General features: G+C 65.4%; 23 protein-coding genes and 4 tRNA genes. 19 read left to right on the top strand and 8 right to left on the bottom strand.

The genetic code is table 11. From position 1 onward, the window contains the following. The first annotated feature begins 40 nt into the window (after positions 1-40). The gene (locus SRAA_RS10290; protein WP_045532548.1) at positions 41-694 is read left to right on the top strand and encodes a glutathione S-transferase family protein; all 654 of its coding nucleotides are present in this window, start codon (positions 41-43) and stop codon (positions 692-694) included. Here the strand turns inward: SRAA_RS10290 and SRAA_RS10285 are convergent. From SRAA_RS10285 to SRAA_RS10255, 7 genes are all read right to left on the bottom strand, one after another. Further along, positions 685-1,962: a phenylacetate--CoA ligase family protein gene (locus tag SRAA_RS10285; protein WP_045532546.1), complete on the bottom strand. Its 1,278-nt coding sequence runs from the start codon at positions 1,960-1,962 to the stop codon at positions 685-687. The genes SRAA_RS10290 and SRAA_RS10285 overlap by 10 nt on opposite strands. 36 nt (positions 1,963-1,998) lie before the next feature. Further along, a complete protein-coding gene (locus SRAA_RS10280; protein ID WP_045532545.1) occupies positions 1,999-2,808 on the bottom strand; it encodes an ABC transporter ATP-binding protein in 810 nt (269 codons plus the stop codon). Between the two features lie 176 nt (positions 2,809-2,984). Continuing rightward, entirely contained in the window at positions 2,985-4,349 is a 1,365-nt protein-coding gene (locus SRAA_RS10275; protein WP_045532543.1) for an ABC transporter substrate-binding protein, read from the bottom strand. 83 nt (positions 4,350-4,432) lie between these two features. Further along, positions 4,433-5,509: a branched-chain amino acid ABC transporter permease gene (locus tag SRAA_RS10270; RefSeq protein WP_045532541.1), complete on the bottom strand. Its 1,077-nt coding sequence runs from the start codon at positions 5,507-5,509 to the stop codon at positions 4,433-4,435. A gap of 27 nt (positions 5,510-5,536) precedes the next feature. Then, entirely contained in the window at positions 5,537-6,466 is a 930-nt protein-coding gene (locus SRAA_RS10265; RefSeq protein WP_045532539.1) for a branched-chain amino acid ABC transporter permease, read from the bottom strand. A gap of 12 nt (positions 6,467-6,478) precedes the next feature. Then, positions 6,479-7,264 (bottom strand): ABC transporter ATP-binding protein, encoded by a 786-nt coding sequence (locus SRAA_RS10260; RefSeq protein WP_045532537.1) that lies wholly within the window; start codon positions 7,262-7,264, stop codon positions 6,479-6,481. Then, positions 7,261-9,207, bottom strand: a complete 1,947-nt coding sequence (locus SRAA_RS10255; protein ID WP_045532536.1) for an AMP-dependent synthetase/ligase — start codon at positions 9,205-9,207, stop codon at positions 7,261-7,263. Before SRAA_RS10255 ends, SRAA_RS10260 begins: the two co-directional genes overlap by 4 nt. Positions 9,208-9,376: 169 nt before the next feature. Between SRAA_RS10255 and SRAA_RS10250 the strand changes: the two genes are divergently transcribed. The 3 genes from SRAA_RS10250 (at position 9,377) to htpG (ending at position 13,607) form a co-directional block, all read left to right on the top strand. Continuing rightward, positions 9,377-10,099, top strand: coding sequence for a Crp/Fnr family transcriptional regulator (locus SRAA_RS10250; RefSeq protein WP_045532534.1), 723 nt, complete (start codon positions 9,377-9,379; stop codon positions 10,097-10,099). A gap of 74 nt (positions 10,100-10,173) precedes the next feature. Continuing rightward, positions 10,174-11,058 (top strand): pseudouridine synthase, encoded by an 885-nt coding sequence (locus SRAA_RS10245; protein ID WP_082040028.1) that lies wholly within the window; start codon positions 10,174-10,176, stop codon positions 11,056-11,058. A gap of 557 nt (positions 11,059-11,615) precedes the next feature. Next, positions 11,616-13,607 carry a molecular chaperone HtpG gene (gene htpG, locus SRAA_RS10240; protein ID WP_045532530.1) on the top strand — a complete coding sequence of 664 codons (1,992 nt, stop codon included), beginning with the start codon at positions 11,616-11,618 and terminating at the stop codon, positions 13,605-13,607. Between the two features lie 6 nt (positions 13,608-13,613). Here htpG and SRAA_RS10235 read toward each other — a convergent pair whose 3' ends face one another. Further along, positions 13,614-14,204, bottom strand: coding sequence for a hypothetical protein (locus SRAA_RS10235; RefSeq protein WP_045532528.1), 591 nt, complete (start codon positions 14,202-14,204; stop codon positions 13,614-13,616). Between the two features lie 249 nt (positions 14,205-14,453). Here SRAA_RS10235 and SRAA_RS10230 point away from each other — a divergent pair, with 249 nt between their 5' ends. The 15 genes from SRAA_RS10230 (at position 14,454) to nusG (ending at position 26,016) form a co-directional block, all read left to right on the top strand. Further along, the gene (locus SRAA_RS10230; protein ID WP_338056364.1) at positions 14,454-17,843 is read left to right on the top strand and encodes a DEAD/DEAH box helicase; all 3,390 of its coding nucleotides are present in this window, start codon (positions 14,454-14,456) and stop codon (positions 17,841-17,843) included. A 64-nt stretch (positions 17,844-17,907) separates the two neighbouring features. Next, complete coding sequence (locus tag SRAA_RS12800) at positions 17,908-18,039, top strand: hypothetical protein (RefSeq protein WP_268747374.1); 132 nt, start codon at positions 17,908-17,910, stop codon at positions 18,037-18,039. Between the two features lie 13 nt (positions 18,040-18,052). After that, entirely contained in the window at positions 18,053-19,555 is a 1,503-nt protein-coding gene (gene trpE / locus SRAA_RS10225; RefSeq protein ID WP_045532524.1) for an anthranilate synthase component I, read from the top strand. Continuing rightward, a complete protein-coding gene (locus SRAA_RS10220; protein ID WP_045532523.1) occupies positions 19,552-19,917 on the top strand; it encodes a chorismate mutase in 366 nt (121 codons plus the stop codon). The genes trpE and SRAA_RS10220 overlap by 4 nt, the downstream gene beginning before the upstream one ends. Further along, positions 19,914-20,501: an anthranilate synthase component II gene (locus SRAA_RS10215; RefSeq protein WP_045532521.1), complete on the top strand. Its 588-nt coding sequence runs from the start codon at positions 19,914-19,916 to the stop codon at positions 20,499-20,501. Before SRAA_RS10220 ends, SRAA_RS10215 begins: the two co-directional genes overlap by 4 nt. Before the next feature lie 94 nt (positions 20,502-20,595). Continuing rightward, positions 20,596-21,645 (top strand): anthranilate phosphoribosyltransferase, encoded by a 1,050-nt coding sequence (trpD, locus tag SRAA_RS10210; protein ID WP_045533709.1) that lies wholly within the window; start codon positions 20,596-20,598, stop codon positions 21,643-21,645. Between the two features lie 11 nt (positions 21,646-21,656). Then, on the top strand, positions 21,657-22,454 hold the full coding sequence (gene trpC, locus SRAA_RS10205) for an indole-3-glycerol phosphate synthase TrpC (RefSeq protein WP_045532519.1): 798 nt from the start codon (positions 21,657-21,659) through the stop codon (positions 22,452-22,454). After that, positions 22,451-23,221 (top strand): uracil-DNA glycosylase, encoded by a 771-nt coding sequence (locus tag SRAA_RS10200; protein WP_045532517.1) that lies wholly within the window; start codon positions 22,451-22,453, stop codon positions 23,219-23,221. The genes trpC and SRAA_RS10200 overlap by 4 nt, the downstream gene beginning before the upstream one ends. Before the next feature lie 37 nt (positions 23,222-23,258). Beyond that, positions 23,259-23,344: transfer RNA gene (locus tag SRAA_RS10195), tRNA-Tyr, on the top strand. A gap of 57 nt (positions 23,345-23,401) precedes the next feature. Beyond that, positions 23,402-23,475 (top strand) — tRNA-Gly (locus SRAA_RS10190). Between the two features lie 54 nt (positions 23,476-23,529). Then, positions 23,530-23,604 (top strand) — tRNA-Thr (locus SRAA_RS10185). A gap of 53 nt (positions 23,605-23,657) precedes the next feature. Continuing rightward, positions 23,658-24,848 (top strand): elongation factor Tu, encoded by a 1,191-nt coding sequence (gene tuf / locus SRAA_RS10180; RefSeq protein ID WP_045532507.1) that lies wholly within the window; start codon positions 23,658-23,660, stop codon positions 24,846-24,848. Between the two features lie 10 nt (positions 24,849-24,858). Next, a tRNA-Trp gene (locus tag SRAA_RS10175) sits at positions 24,859-24,934 on the top strand. A gap of 107 nt (positions 24,935-25,041) precedes the next feature. Then, a complete protein-coding gene (gene secE / locus SRAA_RS10170) occupies positions 25,042-25,422 on the top strand; it encodes a preprotein translocase subunit SecE (protein ID WP_045532504.1) in 381 nt (126 codons plus the stop codon). A 66-nt stretch (positions 25,423-25,488) separates the two neighbouring features. Continuing rightward, positions 25,489-26,016 carry a transcription termination/antitermination protein NusG gene (gene nusG, locus SRAA_RS10165; RefSeq protein ID WP_231849362.1) on the top strand — a complete coding sequence of 176 codons (528 nt, stop codon included), beginning with the start codon at positions 25,489-25,491 and terminating at the stop codon, positions 26,014-26,016. Positions 26,017-26,084: the final 68 nt, after the last annotated feature.

The following is a 26,084-nucleotide window of genomic DNA, read 5'->3' as shown; positions in this document are numbered from 1 at the left end:
ATACGGGGCCGCTTGCACCAATTTTTTCTGGAGACTGTCCATGAGCCTAAAGCTGTACTATTCACCCGGAGCCTGTTCTTTTGTGGCGCACGCTGCATTGGAGTTGGCTGGCGCCACCTACGAGCCGGTGTTGCTCAAGCTGCACCGCGGCGAGCAGCGCAGCGCCGAGTTTTTGGCGCTGAACCCCCATGGCCAGGTGCCGCTGCTGGTCGATGGGCCAAACGCCATCAGCCAGATCGTGGCCATTGTGCTGCACTTGGACCAGCGCTTTCCAGAGGCCGGCCTGTTGCCGCCGGCGGGCTTGGCACGCACCCGGGCGCTGGAAACCCTGCTGTGGATGAACAACACCGTGCATCCGACCTTCACCCATATTTTCATGCCGCAAAAGTTCACTGATGATGCCGCAGCGCAGGCTTCCATCAAGGCCCATGCGACGCAGCAGTACCGGAAAGTTTTGGGAGAAATCGAGCACATGGTGGCGCACAAAGCCACGCCTTGGCTGAGCGGCCAGCAGCCCGGTGCGCTCGACGCCTACGCGCTCACGCTGCTGCGCTGGGGTGGGATGGTCGGGATCGACCCCAATGCCTTGCCTGCCACATGGGCGCTGGCGCAGGAATTTGCCGCTCTGCCGGCGGTGGCGCGGGCGATCGAGCGCGAGCGCCTCACGCTCAACCTGTATCGTCCTCAGTCGTAACGGCGCACGTCTTCGATCACCTTGCCGTCGTTGGGCAGCGCCTCGGCGGCCAGCAGTTCCACCTGGCCGCGCAGCTTGGTGACTTCGCGCAGCGTCTGCGCCAGCGCCTCGGCCAAGCGGGCATAGTCTGTGGCGCTTGTGGTGTGCAGCTCGACTTGCAGTTTCATGTGGTCGTCGGCCATGGCCCCGCTGACCACCAGCCGCGCCTTGCGCACCTCGGGGTGGCGGCGCACGATTTCGGCCACTTGGGCCGGGTGCACGAACATGCCCTTGATCTTGGTGGTCTGGTCGGCGCGCCCGAGCCAGCCTTTGATGCGGGTGTTGCTGCGCCCAGTCGGGCAGGGGCCGGGCAAGATGGCCGACAGGTCGCCAGTGCCGAAGCGCAGCAGCGGGTAGTCTGGGTTGAACACGCTGACGCAGACCTCGCCCACCTCGCCTTCGGGCAGCGGGTCTCCGGTGCCGGGGCGCACGATTTCGAGCAGCACCTGTTCGTCCAGCACCAAGCCTTGGCGCGCCGCCGTTTCGTAGGCGATCACGCCGGCGTCGGCGGTGGCATAGCACTGGTAGGCGGCAATGCCGCGCTCTTGCAGCCAGTCGCGCAGCGAAGGCGGAAAGGCTTCGCCCGAGACCAGCGCCTTGCAAATCGAGAGCCGCTGCCCGGCCTGCTCGGCCTTTTCCACCAAGATGCGCAAAAAGCTCGGGGTGCCAGTGTAGCCGCTCGGGCGCAGGTCGGCAATCGCCGCCAGTTGCTGTTCGGTGTTGCCCACGCCGCCCGGAATCACGGTGCAGCCCAAGGCCTGGGCGCCGCTCTCCATCATCCAAGCGCCGGGCGTGAGGTGGTAGCTGAAGCAGTTGTGTACCAGTTCGCCGGGCTCAAACCCGGCCGCCACCAGCGCCCGCGCCACGCGCCAGTAGTCGGGCGCCAAGCCTTCGGGTTCGTAGATTGGCCCCGGTGATTGATAGACGCGCCGCGCACCGCCCGGGTGGCGCAAGCCCAGCCAGCCGATGGTGGAGAAACCGCCGAAGGGATCGCCACCGGCGGCGCGGCTGGCTTGCTGGCGCGCATGCAGATCGCTCTTGCGCAGCAGCGGCAGTTGGGCCAGCGCCTGGCGGCTGTTGATGGACTCTGGCTGCACCTCCGCCAGCAGCTCAGCGTAGGCGGCGCTGTGTGTTTGCGCATGGCGCACGTGTGCGGGCAAGGCTGCCAGCAGGGCGGCTTCGCGTTCGGTTGGGGCGCGGGTTTCTCGGGCGTCGAAGTGGGCGGGCATGGTGCGGGTTCGGGGTAAAGGGTTGGGGAGCGTGCCTCAAGCCAGCCAGCGCTTGCGCCGCTTGTAGCTCTTGATGTCTTTGAAGCTCTTGCGCTCGTCACCGCCCATGCCGAGGTAGAACTCTTTTACGTCCTCGTTGTTGCGCAGGTCGTCGGCCTTGCCGTCCATCACGATGCGGCCGCTCTCCATGATGTAGCCGTAGTCGGCGTAGCGCAGCGCCATGTTGGTGTTTTGCTCGGCGATCAGGAAGGTCACGCGCTCTTTCTGGTTCAGGTCTTTGACGATCTCGAACACCTCCTCCACGATCTGCGGTGCCAGCCCCATGGAGGGCTCGTCGAGCAGCAGCACGCTCGGGTTGGCCATCAGGGCGCGGCCAATGGCGCACATCTGCTGCTCACCACCCGAGGTGTAGGCGGCTTGGCTGGTGCGCCGCGTCTTGAGGCGCGGGAAGTAGTTATAGACCTTCTCTAGGCTGGCGGCGATTTCGGCCTTGCCGCTGCGCGTGTAGGCCCCAGTGAGCAGGTTTTCTTCGATGGTGAGGTGGGCAAAGCAGTGGCGGCCTTCCATCACCTGCACCACGCCGCGCTTGACCAAGTCGGAGGTGCTGAGGTGGTCGATGCGCTCGCCGCGCATCTCGACGCTGCCTTTGGTGACTTCGCCGCGCTCGGCTTTGAGCAGGTTCGAGATCGAGCGCAGGGTGGTGGTTTTGCCGGCGCCGTTGCCGCCCAGGAGGGCGGCGATCTGGCCGTCGGCCACTTGCAACGAGACGCCCTTGAGCACCAAGATGACGTGGTTGTAAATGACCTCGATGCCGTTGACGTTGATGACGATGGAGGGGGTGCTCATGGATGAACCTTGGACGAAAAAACGGGGGGCGGGTGGCAGTCGGTTGCCCGCGCACGATGCAGCGCACTGGGCAATCGACTGCGGGCTGCTGCTTCGCTCAAACCCTCGCGCACACAACCCGGCAGCTCCCGCGCACCCCTTGTGAGGGGGGCGCGGGCAGGGGCCACATCAAACCATCAGCAGCCGGGTTCGGTGCGGCGGGTGATGTTGTTGTCGCGCGCAAACGATTCGGCCGATGCCGTGACCATGCGCGTGATGACGTTCATGTCGGCTTGCAGCCAGTCGGAGGACCAGTCGAAGCCGCTGCCGTTCCAAGTGTGGATGCGCATCAGCGCCGTGCCCACGTGGTTGCGGCACGAGGTGGCGATGGGGCCGCGCAACACGCCCGCAAAGCCCAGCGCATCGAGCCGCGCCTGCGTGATGTTGAGGTTCTCGTAGCCCCAGCGCGCTTGCTCGCCGGTCACGTGGCGGCCACGGCCAAAGCGCTCTTGTGCCCGCAGCACGCCTTCGGTGGCCAGCATGGCTCCCACCACACCGCGCATATAGAGCACGTCGCCCACTTCGGCGCGCGGGCCGGTGCCTTGGCCGCGGTCGTGCACTTGGGCCAGGATCTGGCGCACCACTTCGGAGTTGCGCGCTTGGCCGTGCTGCATCATGACGGCGCTGTAGCCGCGGGCGTCGGCGCCGATGTCGCGCAGATCGGGCTCGGCTCCGCTCCACCAAGTGCCAAACATGCGGTCACGTGGAAAACCGGTGGCGATCGCTTGGCGGATGGCGGTGGCGGTCATCACGCCCCAGGTTTGCATGATCACGTAGTCGGGCCGCTGCTGGCGGATTTGCATCCAGATCGCGCGCTGCTCCACACCGGGTGGCGGCACCGGCAGCGCCAGCACCGTAAAGCCGTGCATTTCGGCACGCCGGTTGATGATAGGCAGCAACTCGCGCCCAAAGGGGCTGTCGTGATAGACCACGGCGATGGTTTGGCCGCGCAGCCGGTCCCAGCCACCGGCTTGGTTGGCGATGTGTTGCAGCACCACGTCGCCCCCGATCCAGTAGTGCCCCAGCAGCGGGAACACCCATGGGAAGATGGCCCCGTCGGCGGTGTCGCTGCGGCCGTAGCCGGAGGTGATCATGGGGATGCGGTCGGCGGCCAAGCGCGGCATCAGGGCAAAGGTGATGCCGGTCGAGAGCGGCTGGAACACCGTGGCGCCGCCGTGGCGGCCCTTGAGGCGTTCGTAGCACTCGACGCCGCGGTCGGTGGCGTAGGCGGTTTCGCACTCTTCCACCAGCGTCTGCACGCCGTTGATGCCGCCGCGCGCATTGACCAGCTTCATGTAGTCGGCGAAGCCGTTGGCGAAGGGGGCGGCGTTGGGGGCCACGGCACCGGTGCGCCCGGTCAGGCTGGGGAAGAATTGCACCGTGGCCGAGGCCGAGGCCGGGGCAGCGGCCGGTGCCTGGGCCATGACTAGGCTGGTGGTTAGGGCAGTGGCCGCTGCAGCCAAGGCCAGGGCAGCGGACAGCGCAAGTTTTCGCAGTCTCATCAAATGTCTCCTAAAAACAAACACCTGGCACAAGGGCAAGGGCGGGCAGCGAGGTGTCGGGCGCTGCCCGTCAACGGAAAGAATCAGTGCGGGAAGGGCCACAGGCGCAGCTTGTGGCGCGCCATGCTCCAGTACTTGGCCAAGCCGTGCGGCTCCTTGATCAAAATCCAGATGATCAGGGCACCCAAAATCATGAATTCTGCGTGTCCGACCATGGAGGTCGAAATTTCAACCCCGAACAGACGGCCTATCCAAGGCAGCAACTGGTTGAGCAAGATCGGGCTGATGACGATGAAGGCGGCGCCAAAGAAGCAGCCCATGATCGAACCCAAGCCACCGATGATGACGATGAACAGCAACTGGAACGAGCGGTTGATGTCAAAGGTCAGTGGCTCCCACGAGCCCAAGTGGATGAAGGCCCACAGCGCACCGGCCACGCCGATGATGAAGGAGCTGACGGCAAAGGCGGTGAGTTTGGCGTAGGCCGGGCGAATGCCGATCACCGAGGCCGCCACGTCCATGTCGCGGATCGCCATCCACTCGCGCCCGATCGGCCCACGCACCAGGTTTTTGGCCAGCAGCGCAAACACCACCACGAAGCCCAGCACGAACAGGTATTTGTCAACCGACGAATCGAGCTGCCAACCCAGCACGCTCAGGTTGCTCACTTCGGCGGTTCCGGCCGGGCTGTCGAGGGTGAACCATCTGACGCGCACGAACAGCCAGTCGAAGAAGAACTGCGCCGCCAGCGTGGCCACCGCCAAATACAGGCCCTTGACGCGCAGGCTCGGTATGCCAAAGATGATGCCCGCTACCATGGCAAAGAAGCCACCCGAGAGCAGGGCCACGATCAGCGGCATGTCTTCGACGCGCATGAAGACGTTGTAGGCCATGTAGGCCCCCACCGCCATGAAGGCGCCCGAACCGAGCGAGATCTGACCGCAGTAGCCGACCAAGATGTTGACCCCAATGGCGGCCAGCGACAAGATCAGAAAGGGCACCAGAATGGCGCGAAACAGGTACTCATCGGCCAGCAGCGGCACTCCGATGAAGGCAAAGGCGATCAGCGCGATGATGGCGATGCGGTCTTGCTTGACGCCAAAGATCTGCTGGTCGGATTTGTAAGTGGTCTTGAACTGACCGTTTTCGCGGTAAAACATGATGGTTCCGTTCGTCCTGAGCGAGGTTTACACGCGGTCGATGATTTTTTCGCCAAACAGACCTTGGGGCCTGAACAGCAGCACCACCATCGCCAGCACGTAGGCAAACCAAATCTGGATGCCGCCGCCGACCAGTGGCCCGATATAGACCTCGGCCAACTGCTCGCTTACGCCGATGATCAGGCCAGCCACGATCGCCCCCGGCACGGAGGTTAGGCCGCCCAGAATGATCACCGGCAGCGCCTTGAGGGCCACGAAGGTGAGCGCGAACTGCACCCCCATCTTCTCGCCCCAGATCATGCCGGCCACGAGCGCCGTCAGGCCAGCCATGAACCAGACGATCACCCACATGCGCCCCAGCGGAATGCCGACCGACTGCGCCGCCTGGTGGTCGTCGGCCACGGCACGCAGGGCGCGGCCGGTGCCGGTTTTCTGGAAAAACAGCGTCAGCAAGGCGACCATGGCCATCGCCATCAGGGCGGTGACGAGGTCGTCGGAGTTGATCAGCAGGCCACCGGCAAAAAGGCCTTCAAGAATGAAGATCGGCTCGTCCGGCAGGCCCAGATTGATGGCGTAGATGTCGCTGCCAAAAATGGTTTGACCAAAGCCGTCGATAAAGAAGGTAATGCCCAGCGTGGCCATCAGCAACGTTACACCCTCTTGGTTCACCAAGTGGCGCAGCACGAAGCGCTCGACGGCCCAAGCAAACACAAACATGAGGAAGGCGGCAATGGCAAAAGCCAAGATGTTGGCCAGCAGCAGGCTCTCAAAGCCCAGCCATTCGGGCAGCCATTCGGCAAAGCGCGCCATGGCCAACGCGGCAAACAGCACCATCGCGCCTTGGGCGAAGTTGAACACGCCCGAGGCTTTGAAAATGAGCACGAAGCCCAAAGCCACCAGCGCATAGAGCACGCCGTTCATTAGCCCGGCGATTACGGTTTCAATTAAAAATCCCATTTGCCGTCTCCTTTAGTGGCTGGTGCCCAAGTAGGCGCTGATCACGTCCGGGTTGGCGCGCACTTCGCCCGGTGAACCGTCGCCGATTTTTTTGCCGTAGTCGAGCACCACCACGCGGTCGGAAATGTCCATCACCACGCTCATGTCGTGCTCGATCAAGACGATGGTGGTGCCGAACTCGTCATTCACGTCGAGCACGAAGCGGCACATGTCCTGCTTTTCTTCCACGTTCATGCCGGCCATGGGCTCGTCGAGCAGCAGCACCTTGGGCTCCATGGCCAGCGCGCGGCCCAAGTCCACGCGTTTTTGCAGGCCGTAGGGCAACTGGCCGACCGGGGTTTTGCGGTGCGCCTGGATTTCGAGGAAGTCGATGATGTGCTCGACCTTCTCGCGGTGCTCGGTTTCTTCGCGCTCGGCCGGACCCCAGCGCAGCGCCTGCAGCAGCAGGTTGCTCTTGATGCGCAGGTTGCGCCCGGTCATGAGGTTGTCGATCACGCTCATGCCCTTGAACAGCGCCAGGTTCTGGAAGGTGCGCGCCACGCCCAGCTCGGCCACTTGGCGGCTGTTCATGTGTTTGAAGGTCTGGCCGCGAAAGGTGATGGAGCCTTCTTGCGGCTTATAGACGCCGTTGATGCAGTTGAGCATCGAGCTCTTGCCAGCGCCGTTGGGGCCGATGATGGCGCGAATTTCGTGTTCGCGCACGTTGAAGGAAATGTCGCTCAGGGCCTTGACGCCGCCAAAGCGCAGGCTGATGTTGTTCACATCGAGGATGACCTCGCCGATTTTTTTCTTGCTCATGCTGCGGCCTTGACAGGGGAGTAGGTTTGCACGTCGAGCAGCTTGAGGGTGGCGCTTACTTTGCCGGTGCGCCCGTCCTCGAACTTGACTTGGGTTTCGATGAACTGCTCGGCCTTGCCGCCATACAGCGCATCGACCAGCACTGCGTATTTCTCGCCGATGAAGCCCCGGCGCACCTTGTTGGTGCGGGTGAGTTCGCCGTCGTCGGGGTCGAGCTCTTTGTGCAGCACCAAGAAGCGGGAGATCTGGCTGCCCGCCAGCAACTCGTCGCGGCTGAGGTCGGCGTTGACCTGCTCCACGCAGCCCTTGATGAGTTGCAGCACCTCGGGCTTGCCGGCCAAGTCGGTGTAGCCGGCGTAGGGCAGGTTGCGCCGCTCGGCCCAGTTGCCCACGGCTTCGAGGTCGATGTTGATGAACACGCAGACGCGCTCGCGCCCGTCGCCATAGGCCACGACTTCCTTGATGTAGGGGAAGAACTTGAGCTTGTTCTCGACGTATTTGGGGGCAAACAGGGCGCCGTCGTTGGCGCCGCCCTTGATGCGGCCCACGTCTTTGACGCGGTCGATGATTTTCAGGTGCCCGCTGGCGTCGATGAAGCCGGCGTCGCTGGTGTGGTACCAGCCGTCGTCGGTGAGCACCTCGCGCGTGGCTTTTTCGTTTTTGTAGTATTCCTTGAGCAGCCCCGGCGACTTGACCAGGATTTCGCCGTTCGGGGCCAGCTTGATTTCCACACCCTCGATCGGCACCCCGACGGTGTCGGCGCGCACCTCGTGGTCGGGTTGCAGGCAGACGAACACGGCGGTCTCGGTGGAGCCGTAGAGCTGCTTCAGGTTGATGCCAATCGAGCGGTAAAAGGTGAACAGATCCGGCCCGATGGCCTCGCCCGCGGTGTAGGCCACGCGCACACGCGAAAAACCCAGCGTGTTGCGCAGCGGCCCATAGACCATCAGGTTGCCCAAGGCGTAGAGCAGCCGGTCGATGCCGCCGATGGATTTGCCGTCCATGAGCGCCGGGCCAACCTTTTTGGCGTGCTCCATGAAGTAGCCGTAGAACTTGCGCTTGAGCGCGCCGGCGTCTTCCATGCGGATGGTGACGTTGGTGAGCAGCCCCTCGAACACGCGCGGCGGCGCAAAGTAGTAGGTGGGGCCGATTTCTTTCAGGTCGATGGTTACCGTGGCCGACGATTCTGGGCAGTTGACCACGTAACCGCAGGCCAGCCACTGCGAGTAGCTGAAAATGTTTTGCCCGATCCAAGCCGGCGGCAGGTAGGCCAGCACCTCTTCTTGGGCCGTGAGTTGGTCGAAGCGGGCTCCGGCGGCGGCGCGATCCAGCAGCGAGGCGTGGGTGTGCACCACACCCTTGGGGTTGCCGGTGGTGCCCGAGGTGTAGAACATGGCCGCCACATCGGTGTGGCGGGCTTGCTCGGCTTCGTCTTTGAAAAAGTCGGGGTGCTGCTGCACGAACACGGCCCCGGCGGCGATCACTTCCTGCAAGCCGGCCAGGCCGGGTTCGTCGTAGTTGCGCAGGCCACGCGGGTCGTCGAACAAGATGTGTTCCAGCAGCGGGCACTGGGGCCGGATTTCGAGCATTTTGTCCACTTGCTCCTGGTCTTCGACGACCACGAAGCGCGTCTCGGTGTTGGTGATCGGGAACACGCATTCGCCGCCGACCGCATCTTGGTACAGCGGCACCGGGACCGCGCCCAGCGCCTGCGCCGCCAGCATGGATGCGTACAGGCGTGGCCGGTTGGAGCCGATGACGATTAGGTGCTCGCCGCGGCGCAAGCCCAACTGGTGCAGGCCGGCGGCGATGTGGCTGGCCAAGTCGGCCATGCCGCGCCAGTCGGTGCTCTGCCAGATGCCGTATTCTTTTTCGCGCATCGCCGGCGCGGTGGGGCGCTTGGCGGCGTGCTCTAGCAATAAGCGCGGGAAGGTGGTCTGCATGTGGTCTCCTCAAGGCCAGCGGCCCGGCCCATGAGCGGGCTTCATTTGCGAGTGAATCTGTTGCACACTGTATGCTTGGGTTTGACGCCATGTTGTCCTTGCGATGACAATCTAGGGGGCGGCCCTCCCAGGACTTTCCCTGGGCCGTGTGGCACAACTGGAGGCGACGATGGTTTACCGGGATGGGCTGCGGCAGCGGGCGCGGGCTTTGAGTGAGGCAGAGTTTTCTGCCATCAGTTGGGTCCAGTGCCTGGCCGAGAATGAGCGCTTGCGGGTGCGCGGCGAGCTGATGGTGACGCTGGCATTGCCGGGCGATTCGATTTGCCGCGTGGGGCGGCCGGTGACGTTCTGGTTTGGGCTGATCGAAGGCTTGCTCAAAATGAGCAACGACGACAGCTTGGGCCCGATCATGACCTTTGCCGGCTTGGCCCCCGGGGGCTGGTTTGGCGAGGGCACGGCGCTCAAGCGCGAGTGCTACCGCTACAACGTGCAAGCGCTGCGCAAGAGCCTGGTGGCGGGGCTGCCGGTGGAGACTTTTCATTGGCTGCTGGACCACTCGATCGGTTTCAACCGCTTTGTCATGTGCCAACTCAACGAGCGCCTGGGGCAGTTCATTGCCGCGCGCGAGATCGACCGCCTGAGCGAGCCCGAGGTGCGGGTGGCGCGCAGCTTGGCCAATCTGTTTCACCCGGGGCTGTTTCCGGGTGTGGGGCAGATGCTGCGCATCACGCAGCAGGAGCTGGCGTATTTGGTGGGGCTGTCGCGCCAGCGCGTGAATCTGGCGCTGGCGGCGCTGCACCAGCAGGGCTTGATCGAAGTGGCTTACGGTGGCTTGCGGGTGCTGAATTTGGCGGCTTTGCGCGCGTATTCGGTGAGCACGGAGCCGGTTTGAGGAGCGGTGCGGGTGGGTTGCCGTTGCCGGCGCGTTGCCGGCGCGGGGCGGCCTGAGGGACAATCAGGTCCATCATGCCTCCTACCTTGCGTTTGCCTCCCCGTGGCCCGGCCGGCTCGGTGCCCAGTGCGCCAGCCCGTGCCTCTGTTTCTGCCCCTGCGCCTGCCCCTGCCCCTGCTGTGGAGCGGGTGCGCATCAACAAGCGGCTGGCCGAGCTGGGCTTGTGTTCGCGCCGCGAGGCCGACGAGTGGGTGGCGCGCGGCTGGGTGCGCGTGAATGGCGCCGTGGCCCAGACCGGGCAGCAGGTGGCGCTGGCCGATGCCCTAGAGGTGGACCCGCAGGCGCAGCGCCAGCAAGATGAGCGCGTGACGATCGTGCTGCACAAGCCGGTGGGCTATGTGAGCGGCCTACCCGAAGACGGGCACCAGAGCGCTGCCGTGCTGGTGCAGCCGGGCACGCGCTGGCGCGAGGACCGCAGCCCGCGCCGCTTTGCCGCCAGCCACACGCGCGGCTTGGCCCCGGCCGGGCGGCTGGACATCGATTCGACCGGCTTGCTGGTGCTGACGCAAGACGGCCGGGTGGCGAAAGCGCTGATCGGAGCCGACTCTGAGGTGGAGAAGGAATACCTGGTGCGCGTGCAGTGGGCCCCCAATGGCCCGCAGGGGGCCGGGGTGGTGGCGCAAAATGTGCAGGCGTTTTTTCCCGAGGCGGCGCTGGCGCGGCTGCGCCACGGCCTGCAAATCGACGGCCGCACGCTTAGGCCGGCGCAGGTGCAGTGGCAGAACCCGGAGCAGTTGCGTTTTGTGCTGCAAGAGGGCATGAAGCGCCAGATCCGGCGCATGTGCGAGCAAGTCGGGCTGCACGTGGTGGGGCTCAAGCGGGTGCGCATCGGGCGCGTGCTGCTGGGCCAGTTGCCGCTGGGGCAGTGGCGCTATTTGGGGCCGAACGAGCGGTTTTGAGCTTCTGGCTTGGGTGGCCTAGGGGCTTTGGGGCTTGGGGGCTTGGGTGAGGCTTGGGGCTTGGGCAGGGCTGCCGGCCTCATGCCGTCCGCTGCGCGGCCAGAAATCGGCCAACAGCCCTGCCCAAGCCCCAAGCCTGTGGGCGCGCGGGCGTGCGGGCCGCGCAGCTTCTTTTCGGCGGGTGTGGCCGGCCATCGCCCGCGCGCTGGAGTTCAAGTCGGTTGCCGGCAACTCCGTTGTTGATTGCCGGTGCGTTGACCCTCAAGGGGTGCTCAGCCAACCCACTCCGCCAGGATCGGGGGTGGCTGGGGCAGTTGGCCGATTTTTGGCCGCGCAGCGGACGGCATGAGGCCGGCTGCCCCAGCCGCACCCGATCCCGCCAGAGCCTGCTCAAGCACCATACCCCCAAGCCTGCCCAAGCCCCAAGCCCCGCAAGGTCAGGGCCAACCCTTGAAATCCCCCGCCGCAGCCCCATGTGGGGCCGGTTGCGCCCCACGGCCTTAAATCGCTGTGGCAGCGCGCCCAGGCTTTCTTTTTTCACCCTTCAAGCATTCCCCATGAGCACCCATCACGCATTTCAGGCCGAAGTGGCCCAACTGTTGCACCTGGTCACGCACTCGCTCTATTCCAACAAGGACATCTTTTTGCGCGAGCTGGTCTCCAACGCTTCCGACGCCTGCGATCGGCTGCGTTTCGAGGCGCTGGACAACGCTGAGCTGTTTGAGGACGCGCCCAACCTGGAGGTGCGCGTGGCCTTTGACGCCGAGGCCAAAACCCTCACCATCACCGACAACGGCATCGGCATGAGCGAGGCCGAGGCGATCGAGCACCTGGGCACCATCGCCAAGAGCGGCACCAAGGCCTTCATGAGCCGCCTGAGCGGCGACCAGCAAAAAGACGCGCAACTGATCGGCCAGTTTGGCGTCGGGTTTTACTCGGGCTTCATTGTGGCCGATCGCATCACGGTCGAGAGCCGCCGTGCCGGCCTGCCGCCCGAGCAGGGGGTGCGCTGGGTCAGCGCTGGGGCGGGTGAGTTCGAGACCGAGGCCATCAGCCGGGCCGAGCGCGGCAGCGCCATCACGCTGCACCTGCGCGACGACGCCGCCGACTACCTCAAGCGCTGGAAGCTCAAGGGCATCATCGGCAAATACTCCGATCACATCAGCCTGCCGATTTTGATGCGCAAGGAAGAATGGGACGCCGAAAAAGGCGAGTCGGTGCTGCAAGACGAGTGGGAGCAGGTCAACGCCGCCAGCGCGCTCTGGACGCGGCCCAAAAAGGACCTGAGCGAGCAGCAGTACACCGATTTTTACGAGACCATCAGCCACGACTCGCAAGCGCCGCTGTGCTGGAGCCACAACCGCGTCGAGGGCGCGACCGAGTACACGCAACTGCTCTACATCCCGGCCAAGGCTCCGCACGATCTTTGGAACCGCGACAAAAAGCCCGGCGTCAAGCTCTATGTGCGGCGCGTGTTCATCATGGACGAGGCCGAGGCGCTGCTGCCCTCGTACCTGCGCTGGGTCAAGGGGGTGATCGATTCGGCCGATTTGCCGCTCAACGTCAGCCGCGAGCTGCTGCAAGAGAGCCGCGACGTGAAAGCCATCCGCGAGGGCAACACCCGGCGCGTGCTGGCGCTGCTGGAAGACTTGGCCAAACAGGGGACCCAGGAGGCGGCCCCTGCGGATGGCGCATCTGCCGATGGAGCCGCTGCCGCCGCCCCGGTCGAGGCCCCGGTTGACGCAGCGCAGGCCGAGGCCGCCGAGGGTGCGTCCACGCCGTCGGAGGCCAAAGACAAATACGCCCGCTTCTATGCCGAGTTTGGCGCCGTGCTCAAAGAGGGCCTGGGCGAGGACTTTGGCAACCGCGAGCGCATCGCGCGCCTGCTGCGCTTTGCCTCCACCGCCAGCGACGCCGTGGCCGTGAGCCTGGCCGACTACAAGGCGCGCATGAAGGAGGGCCAGCAAGCCATCTACTACCTCACGGCCGACAATCTGGCGGCGGCCAAGAGCAGCCCGCAGCTCGAGCTGTTTCGCAAAAAGGGCATCGAGGTGCTGCTCATGACCGATCGGGTCGATGAGTGGGCGCTGTCGTTCCTGCACGAGTTCGACGGCACGGCGCTGCAAAGCGTGGCCAAGGGCGCGGTCGATTTGGGCCAGTTGCAAGACGAGGCCGAAAAGCAGGCCGCCGAGGCTGCCGCCGAGCAGCACAAGCCGCTGCTGGAGCGCCTGAAAGCGGTGCTGGCCGACAAGGCCGCCGACGTGCGCATGACCACGCGGCTGGTGGACTCACCGGCCTGCCTGGTGGTGGGCGAGGGCGACTACTCGAACCAGTTAGCGCGCATGCTCAAGGCGGCCGGGCAGCAGGCCCCGGAAGTCAAGCCGATCCTGGAGCTCAACCCGGCACACGCGCTGGTGCAAAAGCTCGAAGGCGCGGCGCAGTTCGACGATTTGGCGCACATTTTGTTTGACCAGGCGCTGCTGGCCGAAGGCGGTCTTCCGCAAGACCCGGCCGGCTACGTGCGGCGCGTCAACGCCTTGTTGGTCTGAGCGCCCTCACTCCAGCGTGGCGGCGTACTCGATGATGGCGCGGTGATCCGGGGCCAGCATTTTGTACCGAATGCCCTCGCTGGCCAGCAAATTGCGCATTTGGTTGTCGATCTCGCGCGCCTGGGTTTCGTCTTGCAGGCGGCCGCTGCGGATGTATTTTTTGTCCAGGTCGCGCTGCACGAAGATGTTGATGTTGTCGAACTGCCGGTACCAACCCTGAATCTGCGCGTGCGTTTTGCTCACGTCGCAGATGTTGTCGGCGTAGGTCTGGTTGTAGTAGAGCAATTGCGGCAGCGAGCCCTCGGTGACCAGGTACTGCACCTGGCCATTTAGCACTTCGAGCATTTGGAGCTGCTCCAGCGCGATCGCGTACTGGTTGCGCAGCGAGGCGAAATCGCGCTGCCAAACGCGGATTTTGGCAATTTCTGGCACCATTTCCACCGTCTTGCCCATCAGGTGCAGCTTGAGCACGATGCTGGAGGAAAACAGCGATTTGTCGCAGCCCGGCCCGCCGACGATGTTGATCACCTTGGTGCGGTACAGGCGCATCTTGTTTTCGGGCTGGATCGGGTCGATGTAGGTGACGCTGGTGCTCATGCGGGTCTCCTCGGGGCGAGTGCGCCCATGGTAGCACGCGCTTAGGCGGTGTGGTCGGTCATGGCGGGGGGCGCATGTGGTTTGATAGAGGGTGGGTGAAATTCCATCACGTCAGCAACGCAGTATCCACCGCATCCGCAGCATTCAGCAATGGCAAACAGCAGCACAAACACAGGCCTGTGGTTCTTCCACCAAGACTTGGCAGGCTTCGTCGATCATCCAACCTGGACCAAGGGCAGGCAGCTGTTCTTGAACAACCGGGTGCTGGATCTGGAGCTGGAACCCGATGGCGTAAACTGGGCGGTGTCGGGCCGGGTTCAAGGCACGCAGCACGCGCCGTACCAAACCCGGGTCGCGATCACGCTCAACCCCCAGTCGCAACTGGTGGACTGGTTTGCCTCCTGTTCGTGCCCGGTGGGTGCGGGCTGCAAACACGCGGTCGCACTGTCGATCAAGGCGGCTTACCAAGGCGGGCGTTTGCTGGAGGGTGCTACCCCACCCCCGATGGACGCCGAAGCGGCTGCCGCCCTGCGAGCACGTTCCGAAGCGGCGCAGCAGGTCGCCCAGACGCGCCTGGCGCAGCAGGCCGAAGAAGCCGCTGAGCGGCAGTTGCTGGGCTGGCTCCAGCAGGTGGACGCAGTGGACCGGTTGGTGCGCAGCAACCCGGCGCACCTGCGCACGGAGGCAGACCGCAGGGAGCAGTACGTCTACTTGGTATCGACATCGACCACCCGGAATGTGTCGCGTCTGCAATTCAGCCTAGCGGTCTCGTACCCCAAGCTCAATGGGCAATGGGCCAAACCGCGCGCGGTGAGCTACGAGCCGCAACCCGGCTATGGGATGTACGACAGCGCCACAGCGCTTGACCACCAAGTGCTGCAGCTCATGCGCGCCTGCAAAAGTGCGCGCGAGGGGCGTGCATATGGTTTTGTCGACACCGTGTTGCCCATGGGCGAGGCCGGTGCCCTGCTGTTGCGCCAAGCCGCCTCCACCGGGCGGCTGCTCACGCGCTCCCCCAGCGGCTACCCCGAGCGCGTGCTGGCCTGGGGTGAACCCGAGCCCTTGCAATGGGCCTGGTCCGAGGTGCCAGCGCCGGACCCTGCGCCCCCCGGCTGGCGGCTGCAAGCGGCGCTGGTGCGACCGGGCTTGTTGTTGTGTGCGAACGAGCCGCCGCTGTACCTGGATGCCGCCGTCGGCGTGCTGGGGCTGGTGGTGGCCGATGGCGTGGCCAGCGACAAGCTGCAGGCGCTGCTCAAGGCGCCGGTGCTGGCCGAATCGGTGCTGCGCAAACACGCCGACTTGTTGACGCAGCGGCTGGGCCCACTGCCGCTGCCGCCGGTGTTGCCCAGCGTGATGCAGATCAAAGGTCTGCGGCCCACCGCCTGCCTGCATCTGAGTGCGCTGCCCGCCAGTGAGGCGCCCACCGGCGGGCTGATGCGCGGCCTGCTCCGCTTCGACTACGCCGGGTTCAGCGGGTTTTGGCCACCCGCACAGTCGGCCGTGATGTTGCCGCCATTGGGTGCCGAGGGTCAGCGCCGCATGCTGCACCGCGACCTGGATACCGAGCAGCAAGCGCTGGCGCGGCTGCTGGCGCTCGGCTTGTGGGTGGCGGATGACGGTCAGGTGGTGTTGTCGCCCGCCGAGCCGCCGCAACGCTGGCTGCAGTGGGCCGACAGCGACTGGGCCGAGCTGCGCGGCGCCGGGTTTGAGCTCGAGTTTGCAGACGATTTGCGCGACTGGGTGGTGCGCGCCGACACCTTGCAAGTGGCGCTGGAGGCGCAAGGCGAGGAAGAAGAAGACGACGAAGGCGGCTCGCCGTGGTTTGACTTGTCGCTGGGGATCGAGATCAACGGCGCGCGCCACAACGTCTTGCCCTGGCTGCCCGAGATCATCGCCACGGCGGCGCGCTCGCCGCTGAACGGCGACACCGGCTTGCCCGAGCTGCCCGAATTTTTGTACCTGCGCACGCTGGAAGGCAGCGGTTTTGTGCGCCTGCCCAGCCAGTCGCTGCGGCCCTGGCTGGGTGCCTTGCTGGAGCTGGTGGGCGAGCGCACGCTCGAGTTCAACGCCGATAAGCTCCAGCTCTCGCGCATGGAAGCCCTGCGCACCAGCGCCGCCCTGGGCGAGGGCGTGGTGTGGCAGGGCGCGCAAAGCCTGCGCGCGCTGGTGCAGCGCATGCAGGGCCAGCAAAGCCTGCCGGTGGTTGCGCTGCCAGCCAGCGTGCAAGCCAGCCTGCGCCCCTACCAGCAGCTGGGCTTGAACTGGTTGCAGTTCTTGCGCGAAAGCGCACTCGCCGGTATTCTGGCCGACGACATGGGCTTGGGCAAAACGCTGCAAACCCTGGCCCACATCCAAGTCGAAAAAGACGCCGGCAGGTTGGACCGCCCGGCGCTCATCATCGCGCCGCTGAGCCTGCTGGGCAACTGGCAACGCGAAGCCGGGCGTTTCTGCCCCGACCTGCGCTGCCTGGTGCTGCACGGGCAGGAACGGCACGAAAAAGCCGCCTCACTGGCGGGGCACGATGTGGTGATCGCGCCGTATTCGCTGCTGCAGCGCGACCGTGAACGCTGGCTGCAAACCCCGTGGCACCTGGTGGTGCTCGACGAAGCGCAGAACATCAAGAACGCCAGCACCCGCGCCGCGCAGGTGGCGTGTGAGCTGGTCACGCGCCACCGCCTGTGCCTCTCGGGCACACCGATGGAGAACCACTTGGGCGAAATCTGGAGCCTGTTTCACTTTCTCATGCCCGGCTTTCTGAGCGGGCAGCAGCGCTTCAAAGAGCTGTTTCGCAACCCCATCGAGCGCCAGGGAAACCCCGAGCGCATGGCGCAACTGCGCGCCCGCATCACGCCCTTCATGCTGCGCCGGACCAAGGCGCTGGTGGCGCACGAGCTGCCGCCCAAAGTGGAAACCGTGGCGCGGGTGGAGCTGAGCGGCAGGCAGGCCGACCTGTACGAAACGATACGCCTGAGCATGGAAAAAACCGTGCGCGAGGCGCTCGACAGCAAGGGCCTGGCGAAATCACAGATCACCATCTTGGACGCCTTGCTCAAGCTGCGCCAGGTCTGCTGCGACCCGCAACTGCTCAAGCTCGATGCCGCCCGAAAAGTCAAACACTCGGCCAAGCTCGAACACCTGATGGAGCTGCTGCCCGAGATGCTGACCGAAGGGCGGCGCGTGTTGCTGTTCTCCCAGTTCACCAGCATGCTGAGCCTGATCGAGGTCGAACTGAAGAAGCGTGGCCTGCCATGGGTCAAACTCACCGGCCAGAGCCAAAAGCGCGACCAGATCATCGAGCGCTTCACCAGCGGAGAAGTCCCGCTGTTTCTCATCAGCCTCAAAGCCGGCGGCGTGGGCCTAAACCTGCCGCAGGCCGACACCGTGATCCACTACGACCCGTGGTGGAACCCGGCGGTGGAAAACCAGGCCACCGACCGCGCCCACCGCATCGGCCAGACACACAGTGTGTGGGTGCTCAAGCTGGTGGCTCAGGGCACGATTGAAGAACGCATACTGGCGCTGCAAGAGCGCAAAGCCGCCTTGGCCGAGGGCGTCTACAGCGGATCGGCGGCCCGGCGCGAGCCGCTGTTTGGCGAGAGCGACCTGGCCGAACTGCTCAAACCCCTGGGAAGGGCGTGAGTCCGACAGGGTGTGCGGGTGAGCACAGTTCTGCACCGGCCACGACATCCACCCGGTACCCGCCGTGAGCAGCAACGACCGCCACCGCATCTCTGGCGGCCAGCCGGCGGCGGTGTTTGAGCAGGCGCTGCGCCTTGCCCGGCCGCCCGGCGCGGGCGAGGGGGTTTGCTACACTTGGCCACAGCGCGTACTGTAGGAGGCGCCCCCGCGTGATCACCGAAACCGAATTTCAGCACCTGGCGGCCCAGGGCTACCACCGCATCGCCCTGAGCGCCGAAACGCTGGCCGATCTGGAAACCCCGCTCTCGCTCTATCTCAAACTGGCGCACGCCGGTGCAGAAGGCGGGCGCTACAGCTTTTTGCTCGAATCGGTGGTGGGCGGCGAGCGCTTTGGGCGCTACAGCTTCATCGGCTTGCCCGCGCGCACGGTGCTGCGCGCCAGCGGCTTTGGGGCAGCGGCGCGCACCGAGGTTTTGCGCGACGGGGTGTTGCAGGAGGCCGCCAGCGGCAACCCGCTCGATTTCATCGCCGCCTACCAGCAGCGCTTCAAGGTGGCGCTGCCGCCCGGCTGGCCGCGTTTTTGTGGCGGGCTGGCGGGCTATTTTGGCTACGACGCGGTGCGCCACATCGAACCCAAGCTGCTGCACAGTTGCCCGCCGGACCCGCTGGGCTGCCCCGACATTTTGCTGCTGCAATGCGAAGAGCTGGCGGTGATCGACAACCTCTCGGGCCGCCTGCACCTGATCGTCTATGCCGACCCGGCCCAGCCCGCGGCCTACGCCTGGGCTCGCCAGCGCCTGCAAGAGCTGCTGGCGGCGCTGCAACGCCCGGTGGCCGCGCCGCCGGTGCAGCCCAGCCCGGCGCACCCGCCCGAGCGCGCCTTTGCCCGGGCCGACTACCTGGCGGCGGTGGCGCGCGCCAAAGAGCTGATCGCCGCCGGCGACTTCATGCAGGTGCAGGTCGGGCAGCGCATCAGCCAGCGCTACGAGCAAAGCCCGCTGAGCCTGTACCGGGCGCTGCGCTCGCTCAACCCCAGCCCCTACATGTACTACTACGATTTTGGCGAGTTCCAGGTGGTGGGCGCTTCGCCCGAGATTCTGGTGCGCCAGGAGCGCGTGCCCGAGGGCTGCAAGGTCACCATCCGGCCGCTGGCTGGCACGCGGCCGCGCGGGGCCACGCCGGAGCTCGATCGCGCCGCCGAACACGAGCTGTTGGCCGACCCGAAAGAGCGCGCCGAGCACGTGATGCTGATCGACCTGGCGCGCAACGACATCGGGCGCATCGCGCAGATTGGCAGCGTCAAGGTAAGCGACGCCTTCGTGGTCGAGCGCTACAGCCACGTGATGCACATCGTCAGCAACGTCGAAGGCCTGCTGCAAGAGGGCCTGAGCAATATGGACGTGCTCAAGGCCACGTTTCCGGCCGGCACCCTCACCGGCGCGCCCAAGGTGCACGCGATGGAGCTGATCGACCAGTTGGAGCCGGTCAAGCGCGGCCTCTATGGCGGGGCCTGCGGCTACCTGAGCTACGCCGGCGACATGGATCTGGCCATCGCCATCCGCACCGGCATCGTCAAAGACGGGCAGTTGCACGTGCAGGCGGCGGCCGGCGTGGTGGCCGATTCGGTGCCCGAGCTCGAGTGGGCCGAGACCGAACACAAGGCGCGCGCGCTGCTGCGCGCCGCCGAAATGGTGCAGGCGGGGTTGCAATGAACGGCGCAACCCAAGCCAGCCAAGGCGCTACCCAGACCGCCACGCCGCCAGCGCAATGCCGCACCCTGGCCGAGCTGCGGCGCGAGATCGACGTGCTCGATGCGCGCATCGTGCCCTTGCTGGTGCAGCGCTGCGGCTACGTGGCGCAGGCCGCCCGCATCAAGCAAGACGCGAGCCAGATCGTCGATGTGGCGCGCATCGAGGCCATCGTGGCGCGGGTGCGCGAGCAAGCCAGCGCACTCGGGGGGCCGCCCGAGGTGCTGGAAGCCGCCTACCGGGCCCTGATCGCGGCCAGCATCGAATTCGAACGCGCCGAGTTTGTGCGCTTGCATACCGCCTCAGCGGCCAAGGAGCAGCCATGAAGCTGCTGATGATCGACAACTACGACAGCTTCACCTACAACCTGGTGCAGTATTTCGGCGAGCTCGGTGCCGCCGTTTTGGTGCGGCGCAACGATGAGATCGGGGTCGAGGAGCTCGAACGCGGCGTGGCGGCGGGCGAGTTCGAGCGGCTGGTGATCTCGCCTGGCCCCTGCTCGCCGGCCGAGGCCGGGGTGTCGGTGCCGGCGATCCGGGCCTTGGCGGGGCGCTTGCCGATACTGGGCGTCTGCCTCGGGCACCAGGCCATCGGGGCCGCTTTTGGCGGGCGCATCGTGCGCGCGCAGCAGCTCATGCACGGCAAGACCAGCCTCATCCGCAGCACCCAAGAGGGCGTGTTTGCTGGCCTGCCGGCGCAGTTCACGGTGAACCGCTACCATTCGCTGGCGATCGAGCGCGCCAGCCTGCCCGACTGCTTGGCTGTGACGGCTTGGAGCGACGACGGCGAAATCATGGGTGTGCGGCATCGCAGCCTGCCCATCGAAGGGGTGCAGTTCCACCCCGAGAGCATTTTGAGCGAGCACGGCCACGCCTTGCTGCAAAACTTCCTGTTGCAGCGCCAAAGTTGATCTTGGCGTCTAAGCAGCCACCAATTCGCACTGAATTGCAGCCATTTGCATTCATCTGCATTCAACCTCCTTGTTGCCACACGCCTCGCGCCCCATGCACCCCACTTCCGCCCTCTCCCCGCAGCAGGCGCTGCAGCGCCTGATCGAAGGGCGCGAGCTCATGCCCGCCGACATGCGCCACCTGATGCAGCAGATCATGGGCGGCGCGCTCTCGCCGGTGCTCACCGCGGCCTTGCTGGTGGCCTTGCGCGCCAAAGGCGAGACCCGCGCCGAAATCGGCGCCGCCGCCCAGGTGCTGCGCGAGCGCGTCACCCCGGTTGATATCGCAGACCGGCAGCACCTGGTAGACATCGTCGGCACCGGCGGCGACGGGGCCCAGACCTTCAACATCTCCACCTGCGCCATGTTCGTCGCGGCGGCAGCCGGGGCGCGCGTGAGCAAGCACGGCGGGCGCAGCGTGAGCAGCCAATCGGGCAGCGCCGACGTGCTCGAAGCGCTGGGCGCACAACTCAACCTGGGCCCGACGCAAATCACCCACTGCATCGCGCAGACCGGCATCGGCTTCATGTTCGCGCCCAACCACCACCCGGCCATGAAAAACGTGGCCCCGGTGCGGCGCGAGCTCGGCGTGCGCACGCTGTTCAACGTCCTCGGGCCGCTCACCAACCCGGCCGGCGCGCCCCACATCCTGCTGGGCGTGTTCGCCCCAGAGCTGGTCGGCGTGCTGGTGCGGGTGCTGCAAGACTTGGGCGCGCAGCATGCGCTGGTGGTCCATGGGCAAGACGGGCTGGACGAAATCAGCCTCGGTGCCGCGACCCTGGTGGGCGAGCTGCGCCACGGCGAAATTCGCGAATACCGCATCCACCCCGACGACTTCGGCCTGCCCATGGCCAGCCAGCGCGACCTGCGCGTGCTTGGCCCCGCGCAGTCGCTGGCCCTGCTGCGCGCGGTGCTCGACGACCAGCCCGGCCCGGCGCGCGACATCGTGGCGCTCAACGCCGGGGCCGCGCTCTACGCTGCCGACGTGGCCGACTCCATCGCCGACGGTTTGCAGCGCGCCCGCGCCGTGCTGGCCAGCGGCGCCGCCCGAGCCAAGCTGGAGCAGTTCCTCTCCACCACCCAAGCACTGGCCCAAAGCGCCTGAAAGGCCCCCGCGTGAACGATATTTTGCAGCGCATCATTGCCACCAAGCGCGACGAAATCGCGCAGGCGCAGGCGCGCCACCCCCTGCCCGCCGTGCGCGCCGACGCCGAAAGCCGGCTGCTGACGCGCGACTTTGTCGGTGCCCTGCGCGCCAAACTCAACGCCGGGCGCCCGGCCGTGATCGCCGAAATCAAAAAAGCCAGCCCCTCCAAAGGCGTGCTGCGCGAGCCCTTCGAGCCGGCCGACATCGCCCAGAGCTACGCCGCCAGCGGTGCCGCCTGCCTCTCGGTGCTGACCGACCGGGACTACTTCCAGGGCAGCCCGCAATACCTCAAGCAGGCGCGTGCCTCCTGCCACCTGCCGGTGCTGCGCAAAGACTTTTTGATCGACCCCTACCAAGTCTATGAGTCGCGCGTGCTGGGGGCCGACGCGGTGCTGCTGATCGCCGCCTGCCTGTCGGATGCGCAGATGGCCGAATTCGAGGCGCTGGCGCACAGCCTGCACATGGCGGTGCTGGTCGAGGTGCACGACGCTTCCGAGCTCGAGCGCGCGCTGCGCCTGCGCACGCCGCTGATCGGCGTCAACAACCGGGATCTGCGCAGCTTCGAGGTGCGGTTGGAGACCACGCTCGAACTGCGCGCCCAGGTGCCGCCGCAGCGCGTGCTGGTGAGCGAGAGCGGCATAGCCACCCGCGCCGATGTGCTGCGCCTGCGCGACGGTGGGGTGTCGGCCTTTTTGGTCGGCGAAGCCTTCATGCGCGCCCCCGATCCAGGGCAGGCGCTGGCCGAGCTGTTCGACCCCAGCCCATGAGGGCGCGGCGCAGCGCAGCCCATGCGCCCGCAGCCGCCCAAGAGCCCAGCCCAGCGCACCCTGCCGAGCGCCTGAGCGCCTGGGCCCCGCAGGACTGGCCCTTGGCCCCCGATTGGCAGCCGCTGTGGCACCAATTCCTCGCCAGCCCGGCCGGGCAGCAACTGGGCCGCTGGCTGCAAGCCCAGCTCGATGCCGGGGCGCTGGTCTATCCGGCCCAACCCCTGCGTGCTCTGGCGCTCACGCCGCTGGCGCAGGTGCGGATGGTGATTTTGGGCCAAGACCCCTACCACGGGCCGGGCCAGGCCGATGGCTTGGCGTTTTCGGTGCCAGAGGGCCAGCGAGCGCCGCCCTCGCTGCGCAACATCCAGGCCGAGTTGCAGCGCGAGTTTGGGGGCGGCCACAGGGCAGCCAGCCTAGAGTCTTGGGCGCAACAAGGCGTGCTGCTGCTCAACACCTGCCTCACGGTGCAGGCCGGGCAAGCCGCCAGCCACGCCAACCAAGGTTGGGAGCCTTTCACCCAAGCCGTGTTGCGCGCCTGCGCCACCCAGGGCCGGCCCAAGGCCTTTTTGCTCTGGGGGCGGCAGGCCCAAGCCGCAGCCCAAGGCGCAGAGCAAGCGGGCGCGCCGCAGCACCTGTGGCTGCGCGCCAACCACCCCTCGCCGCTGGCGGCGCGCCGCCCACCGCAGCCCTTCATCGGCTGCGGCCACTTTGGCGCGGTGAACCGCTGGCTGCAAGCGCGCGGCGAAAAAAGCATAGACTGGCTTTGAAAAAGCTTGCGCGCCATGGCATAATCCGGGGCTTGCTGGAGGGGTGCCCGAGTGGCTAAAGGGGGCAGACTGTAAATCTGTTGGCTTACGCCTACGCTGGTTCGAATCCAGCCTCCTCCACCAGCGCAACCGTTGCAAGAGCGGATCGATGGGTCTGTGTCTGGTCCGCAAGGGCTCGATGCGGGAGTAGTTCAATGGTAGAACCCCAGCCTTCCAAGCTGATGACGCGGGTTCGATTCCCGTCTCCCGCTCCAGCGTCGGTGTGGTGTTGGCGTCAAAGTTTTAAACGGTGGCCGCAAGGCCGCTATGCCCATGTGGCTCAGTGGCAGAGCACTCCCTTGGTAAGGGAGAGGTCGGCAGTTCGATTCTGCCCATGGGCACCAATTCACTGGTGTGTTTCTAATCAATTCGGCATTCTTCAATTCGGAGCTGTAGCATGGCAAAGGAAAAATTCCAGCGGACCAAGCCGCACGTCAACGTAGGCACCATTGGTCACGTTGACCACGGCAAAACCACGCTCACGGCGGCCATCACCACCGTGCTGGCGGCCAAGTTTGGCGGTCAAGCCAAGGCCTACGACCAGATCGACGCCGCTCCCGAAGAAAAAGCGCGTGGCATCACCATCAACACCGCGCACGTCGAATACGAGACCGCCAGCCGCCACTACGCCCACGTGGATTGCCCCGGCCACGCCGACTACGTCAAAAACATGATCACCGGTGCCGCCCAGATGGACGGCGCCATTCTGGTCTGCTCCGCCGCCGACGGCCCGATGCCGCAAACGCGCGAACACATCCTGCTGGCGCGCCAAGTGGGCGTGCCCTACATCATCGTGTTCCTCAACAAGTGCGACATGGTCGACGACGCCGAGCTGCTCGAGCTGGTCGAAATGGAAGTGCGCGAGCTGCTCGACAAATACGACTTTCCCGGCGACCAGACCCCCATCATCCACGGCTCGGCCAAACTCGCCTTGGAAGGCGACAAAGGCCCGCTGGGCGAGCAAGCCATCATGAAGCTGGCCGACGCCCTCGATAGCTACATCCCCCAGCCCGAACGCGCCGTCGACGGTGCCTTCCTCATGCCCGTGGAAGACGTGTTCTCCATCTCCGGCCGCGGCACCGTGGTCACCGGGCGCATCGAGCGCGGCATCATCAAAGTCGGTGAAGAGATCGAAATCGTCGGCATCTCGGTCACCCAGAAAACCATCTGCACCGGCGTCGAGATGTTCCGCAAGCTGCTGGACCAGGGCCAGGCGGGCGACAACGTCGGCATCTTGCTGCGCGGCACCAAGCGCGAAGACGTGCAGCGCGGCCAAGTGCTGTGCAAGCCCGGCAGCATCAAGCCGCACACCCACTTCACCGGTGAGGTGTACGTGCTCTCCAAAGACGAAGGCGGGCGCCACACCCCGTTCTTCAACAACTACCGGCCGCAGTTTTACTTTCGCACCACCGACGTGACCGGCTCGATCGAGCTGCCCGAAGGCAAAGAAATGGTGATGCCGGGCGACAACGTTTCGATCACCGTCAAGCTGATCGCCCCGATCGCCATGGAAGAAGGCCTGCGCTTCGCCATCCGCGAAGGCGGACGCACCGTGGGCGCCGGCGTGGTGGCCAAGATTTTGGATTGATTTTTCGCGTAGGGGTATAGCTCAATTGGCAGAGCGTCGGTCTCCAAAACCGAAGGTTGTAGGTTCGATTCCTACTGCCCCTGCCACCTGACCGGCGTGCGGTCACAAGTGGCATTTTCAAAGCCCGCCGAAGTCGCAAGACCTCTGGTGGGCTTGCGTTTCTGTAAAGAGCGCATTTTTAGGACTGAATTTCATGGCATCTCCCGAAGTAGAAACCGTCAGCAGTGGCGCCGACAAAGCCAAGCTGGCTGCGGCTGTGGTGCTGGCTGCGCTCGGATTCACCGCCTTCTTTATGCTCGAAGCGCAAGGGGCGCTGGTGCAGTGGGCGGCGCTGCTGATCAGCTTGGTGGCGGGGGCTGCGGTGTTTTTCGTCTCCGAATCCGGTCGGCAGCTGATCGGCTACGGCCAAGACGCATGGCGTGAAACGCAGAAGGTGGTGTGGCCCGCACGGCGCGAGGCCATCCAAATGACCGCCTATGTGTTCGCCTTTGTTTTTGTCATCGCCCTGTTCCTCTGGCTGTCTGACAGCCTGATCAGCTGGGTCCTGTACGACCTGATTCTGGGCTGGAGATAAACCATGAACGCAGCCGAAACACAAGCCATTCCTACCCCGCTGCAAAGCGCCGCCCCCGCCGAGGGCATGCGCTGGTACGTGGTGCACGCCTACTCCGGCATGGAAAAAGCGGCCGAGCGCAACATCATCGAGCGCGTGCAGCGCGCCGGCATGCAGAGCAAGTTTGGCCGCATCCTGGTGCCGACCGAGGAAGTGGTCGAGATCAAAAACGGCGTCAAGCGCACCACCGAGCGCAAGTTTTTCCCCGGCTACGTGCTGGTCGAAATGCTGCTCGACGACGACACCTGGCACCTAGTCAAAAACACCGCCAAGGTAACCGGCTTCGTCGGCGGCGCACGCACCCGCCCGACGCCCATTTCCGAGGCCGAGGTGCAAAAAATCATCGGCCAAATGCAGGAAGGCACCGACAAGCCGCGGCACAAGGTCGAGTTCGTCACCGGCGAATACGTGCGCGTCAAGGACGGCCCCTTCACCGACTTCAATGGCACGGTGGAAGACGTCAACTACGACAAGAACAAGGTGCGGGTCTCGGTCACCATCTTTGGCCGCGCCACGCCGGTCGAGCTCGAGTTCAATCAGATCGAAAAAGCCTGAGTGCGCGATCGGGCCTTGATGCCCCCCACAGTTTTTAGGAACGGTGGAACTCCAGGGCTTTGCAGCGG

The organism is Serpentinimonas raichei (genome assembly GCF_000828895.1).
In the GTDB taxonomy this organism is placed as follows: domain Bacteria; phylum Pseudomonadota; class Gammaproteobacteria; order Burkholderiales; family Burkholderiaceae_C; genus Serpentinimonas; species Serpentinimonas raichei.
Note: the sequence above shows the minus strand (reverse complement) of the source record. Positions and strands in the feature narration are given on the sequence as shown.

Coding starts and splice junctions, on each gene's coding strand:
- SRAA_RS10245 (WP_082040028.1), top strand. CDS start 10,174: ATGCCTCCTACCTTGCGTTTGCCTCCCCGTGGCCCGGCCGGCTCGGTG.
- SRAA_RS10220 (WP_045532523.1), top strand. CDS start 19,552: ATGAACGGCGCAACCCAAGCCAGCCAAGGCGCTACCCAGACCGCCACG.
- SRAA_RS10215 (WP_045532521.1), top strand. CDS start 19,914: ATGAAGCTGCTGATGATCGACAACTACGACAGCTTCACCTACAACCTG.
- SRAA_RS10250 (WP_045532534.1), top strand. CDS start 9,377: ATGGTTTACCGGGATGGGCTGCGGCAGCGGGCGCGGGCTTTGAGTGAG.
- SRAA_RS10285 (WP_045532546.1), bottom strand. CDS start 1,962: ATGCCCGCCCACTTCGACGCCCGAGAAACCCGCGCCCCAACCGAACGC.
- SRAA_RS10265 (WP_045532539.1), bottom strand. CDS start 6,466: ATGGGATTTTTAATTGAAACCGTAATCGCCGGGCTAATGAACGGCGTG.
- SRAA_RS10275 (WP_045532543.1), bottom strand. CDS start 4,349: ATGAGACTGCGAAAACTTGCGCTGTCCGCTGCCCTGGCCTTGGCTGCA.
- SRAA_RS10280 (WP_045532545.1), bottom strand. CDS start 2,808: ATGAGCACCCCCTCCATCGTCATCAACGTCAACGGCATCGAGGTCATT.
- trpD (WP_045533709.1), top strand. CDS start 20,596: ATGCACCCCACTTCCGCCCTCTCCCCGCAGCAGGCGCTGCAGCGCCTG.
- secE (WP_045532504.1), top strand. CDS start 25,042: ATGGCATCTCCCGAAGTAGAAACCGTCAGCAGTGGCGCCGACAAAGCC.
- SRAA_RS10270 (WP_045532541.1), bottom strand. CDS start 5,509: ATGTTTTACCGCGAAAACGGTCAGTTCAAGACCACTTACAAATCCGAC.
- SRAA_RS10255 (WP_045532536.1), bottom strand. CDS start 9,207: ATGCAGACCACCTTCCCGCGCTTATTGCTAGAGCACGCCGCCAAGCGC.
- tuf (WP_045532507.1), top strand. CDS start 23,658: ATGGCAAAGGAAAAATTCCAGCGGACCAAGCCGCACGTCAACGTAGGC.
- SRAA_RS10290 (WP_045532548.1), top strand. CDS start 41: ATGAGCCTAAAGCTGTACTATTCACCCGGAGCCTGTTCTTTTGTGGCG.
- SRAA_RS10260 (WP_045532537.1), bottom strand. CDS start 7,264: ATGAGCAAGAAAAAAATCGGCGAGGTCATCCTCGATGTGAACAACATC.
- SRAA_RS10235 (WP_045532528.1), bottom strand. CDS start 14,204: ATGAGCACCAGCGTCACCTACATCGACCCGATCCAGCCCGAAAACAAG.
- nusG (WP_231849362.1), top strand. CDS start 25,489: ATGCGCTGGTACGTGGTGCACGCCTACTCCGGCATGGAAAAAGCGGCC.
- htpG (WP_045532530.1), top strand. CDS start 11,616: ATGAGCACCCATCACGCATTTCAGGCCGAAGTGGCCCAACTGTTGCAC.
- SRAA_RS10200 (WP_045532517.1), top strand. CDS start 22,451: ATGAGGGCGCGGCGCAGCGCAGCCCATGCGCCCGCAGCCGCCCAAGAG.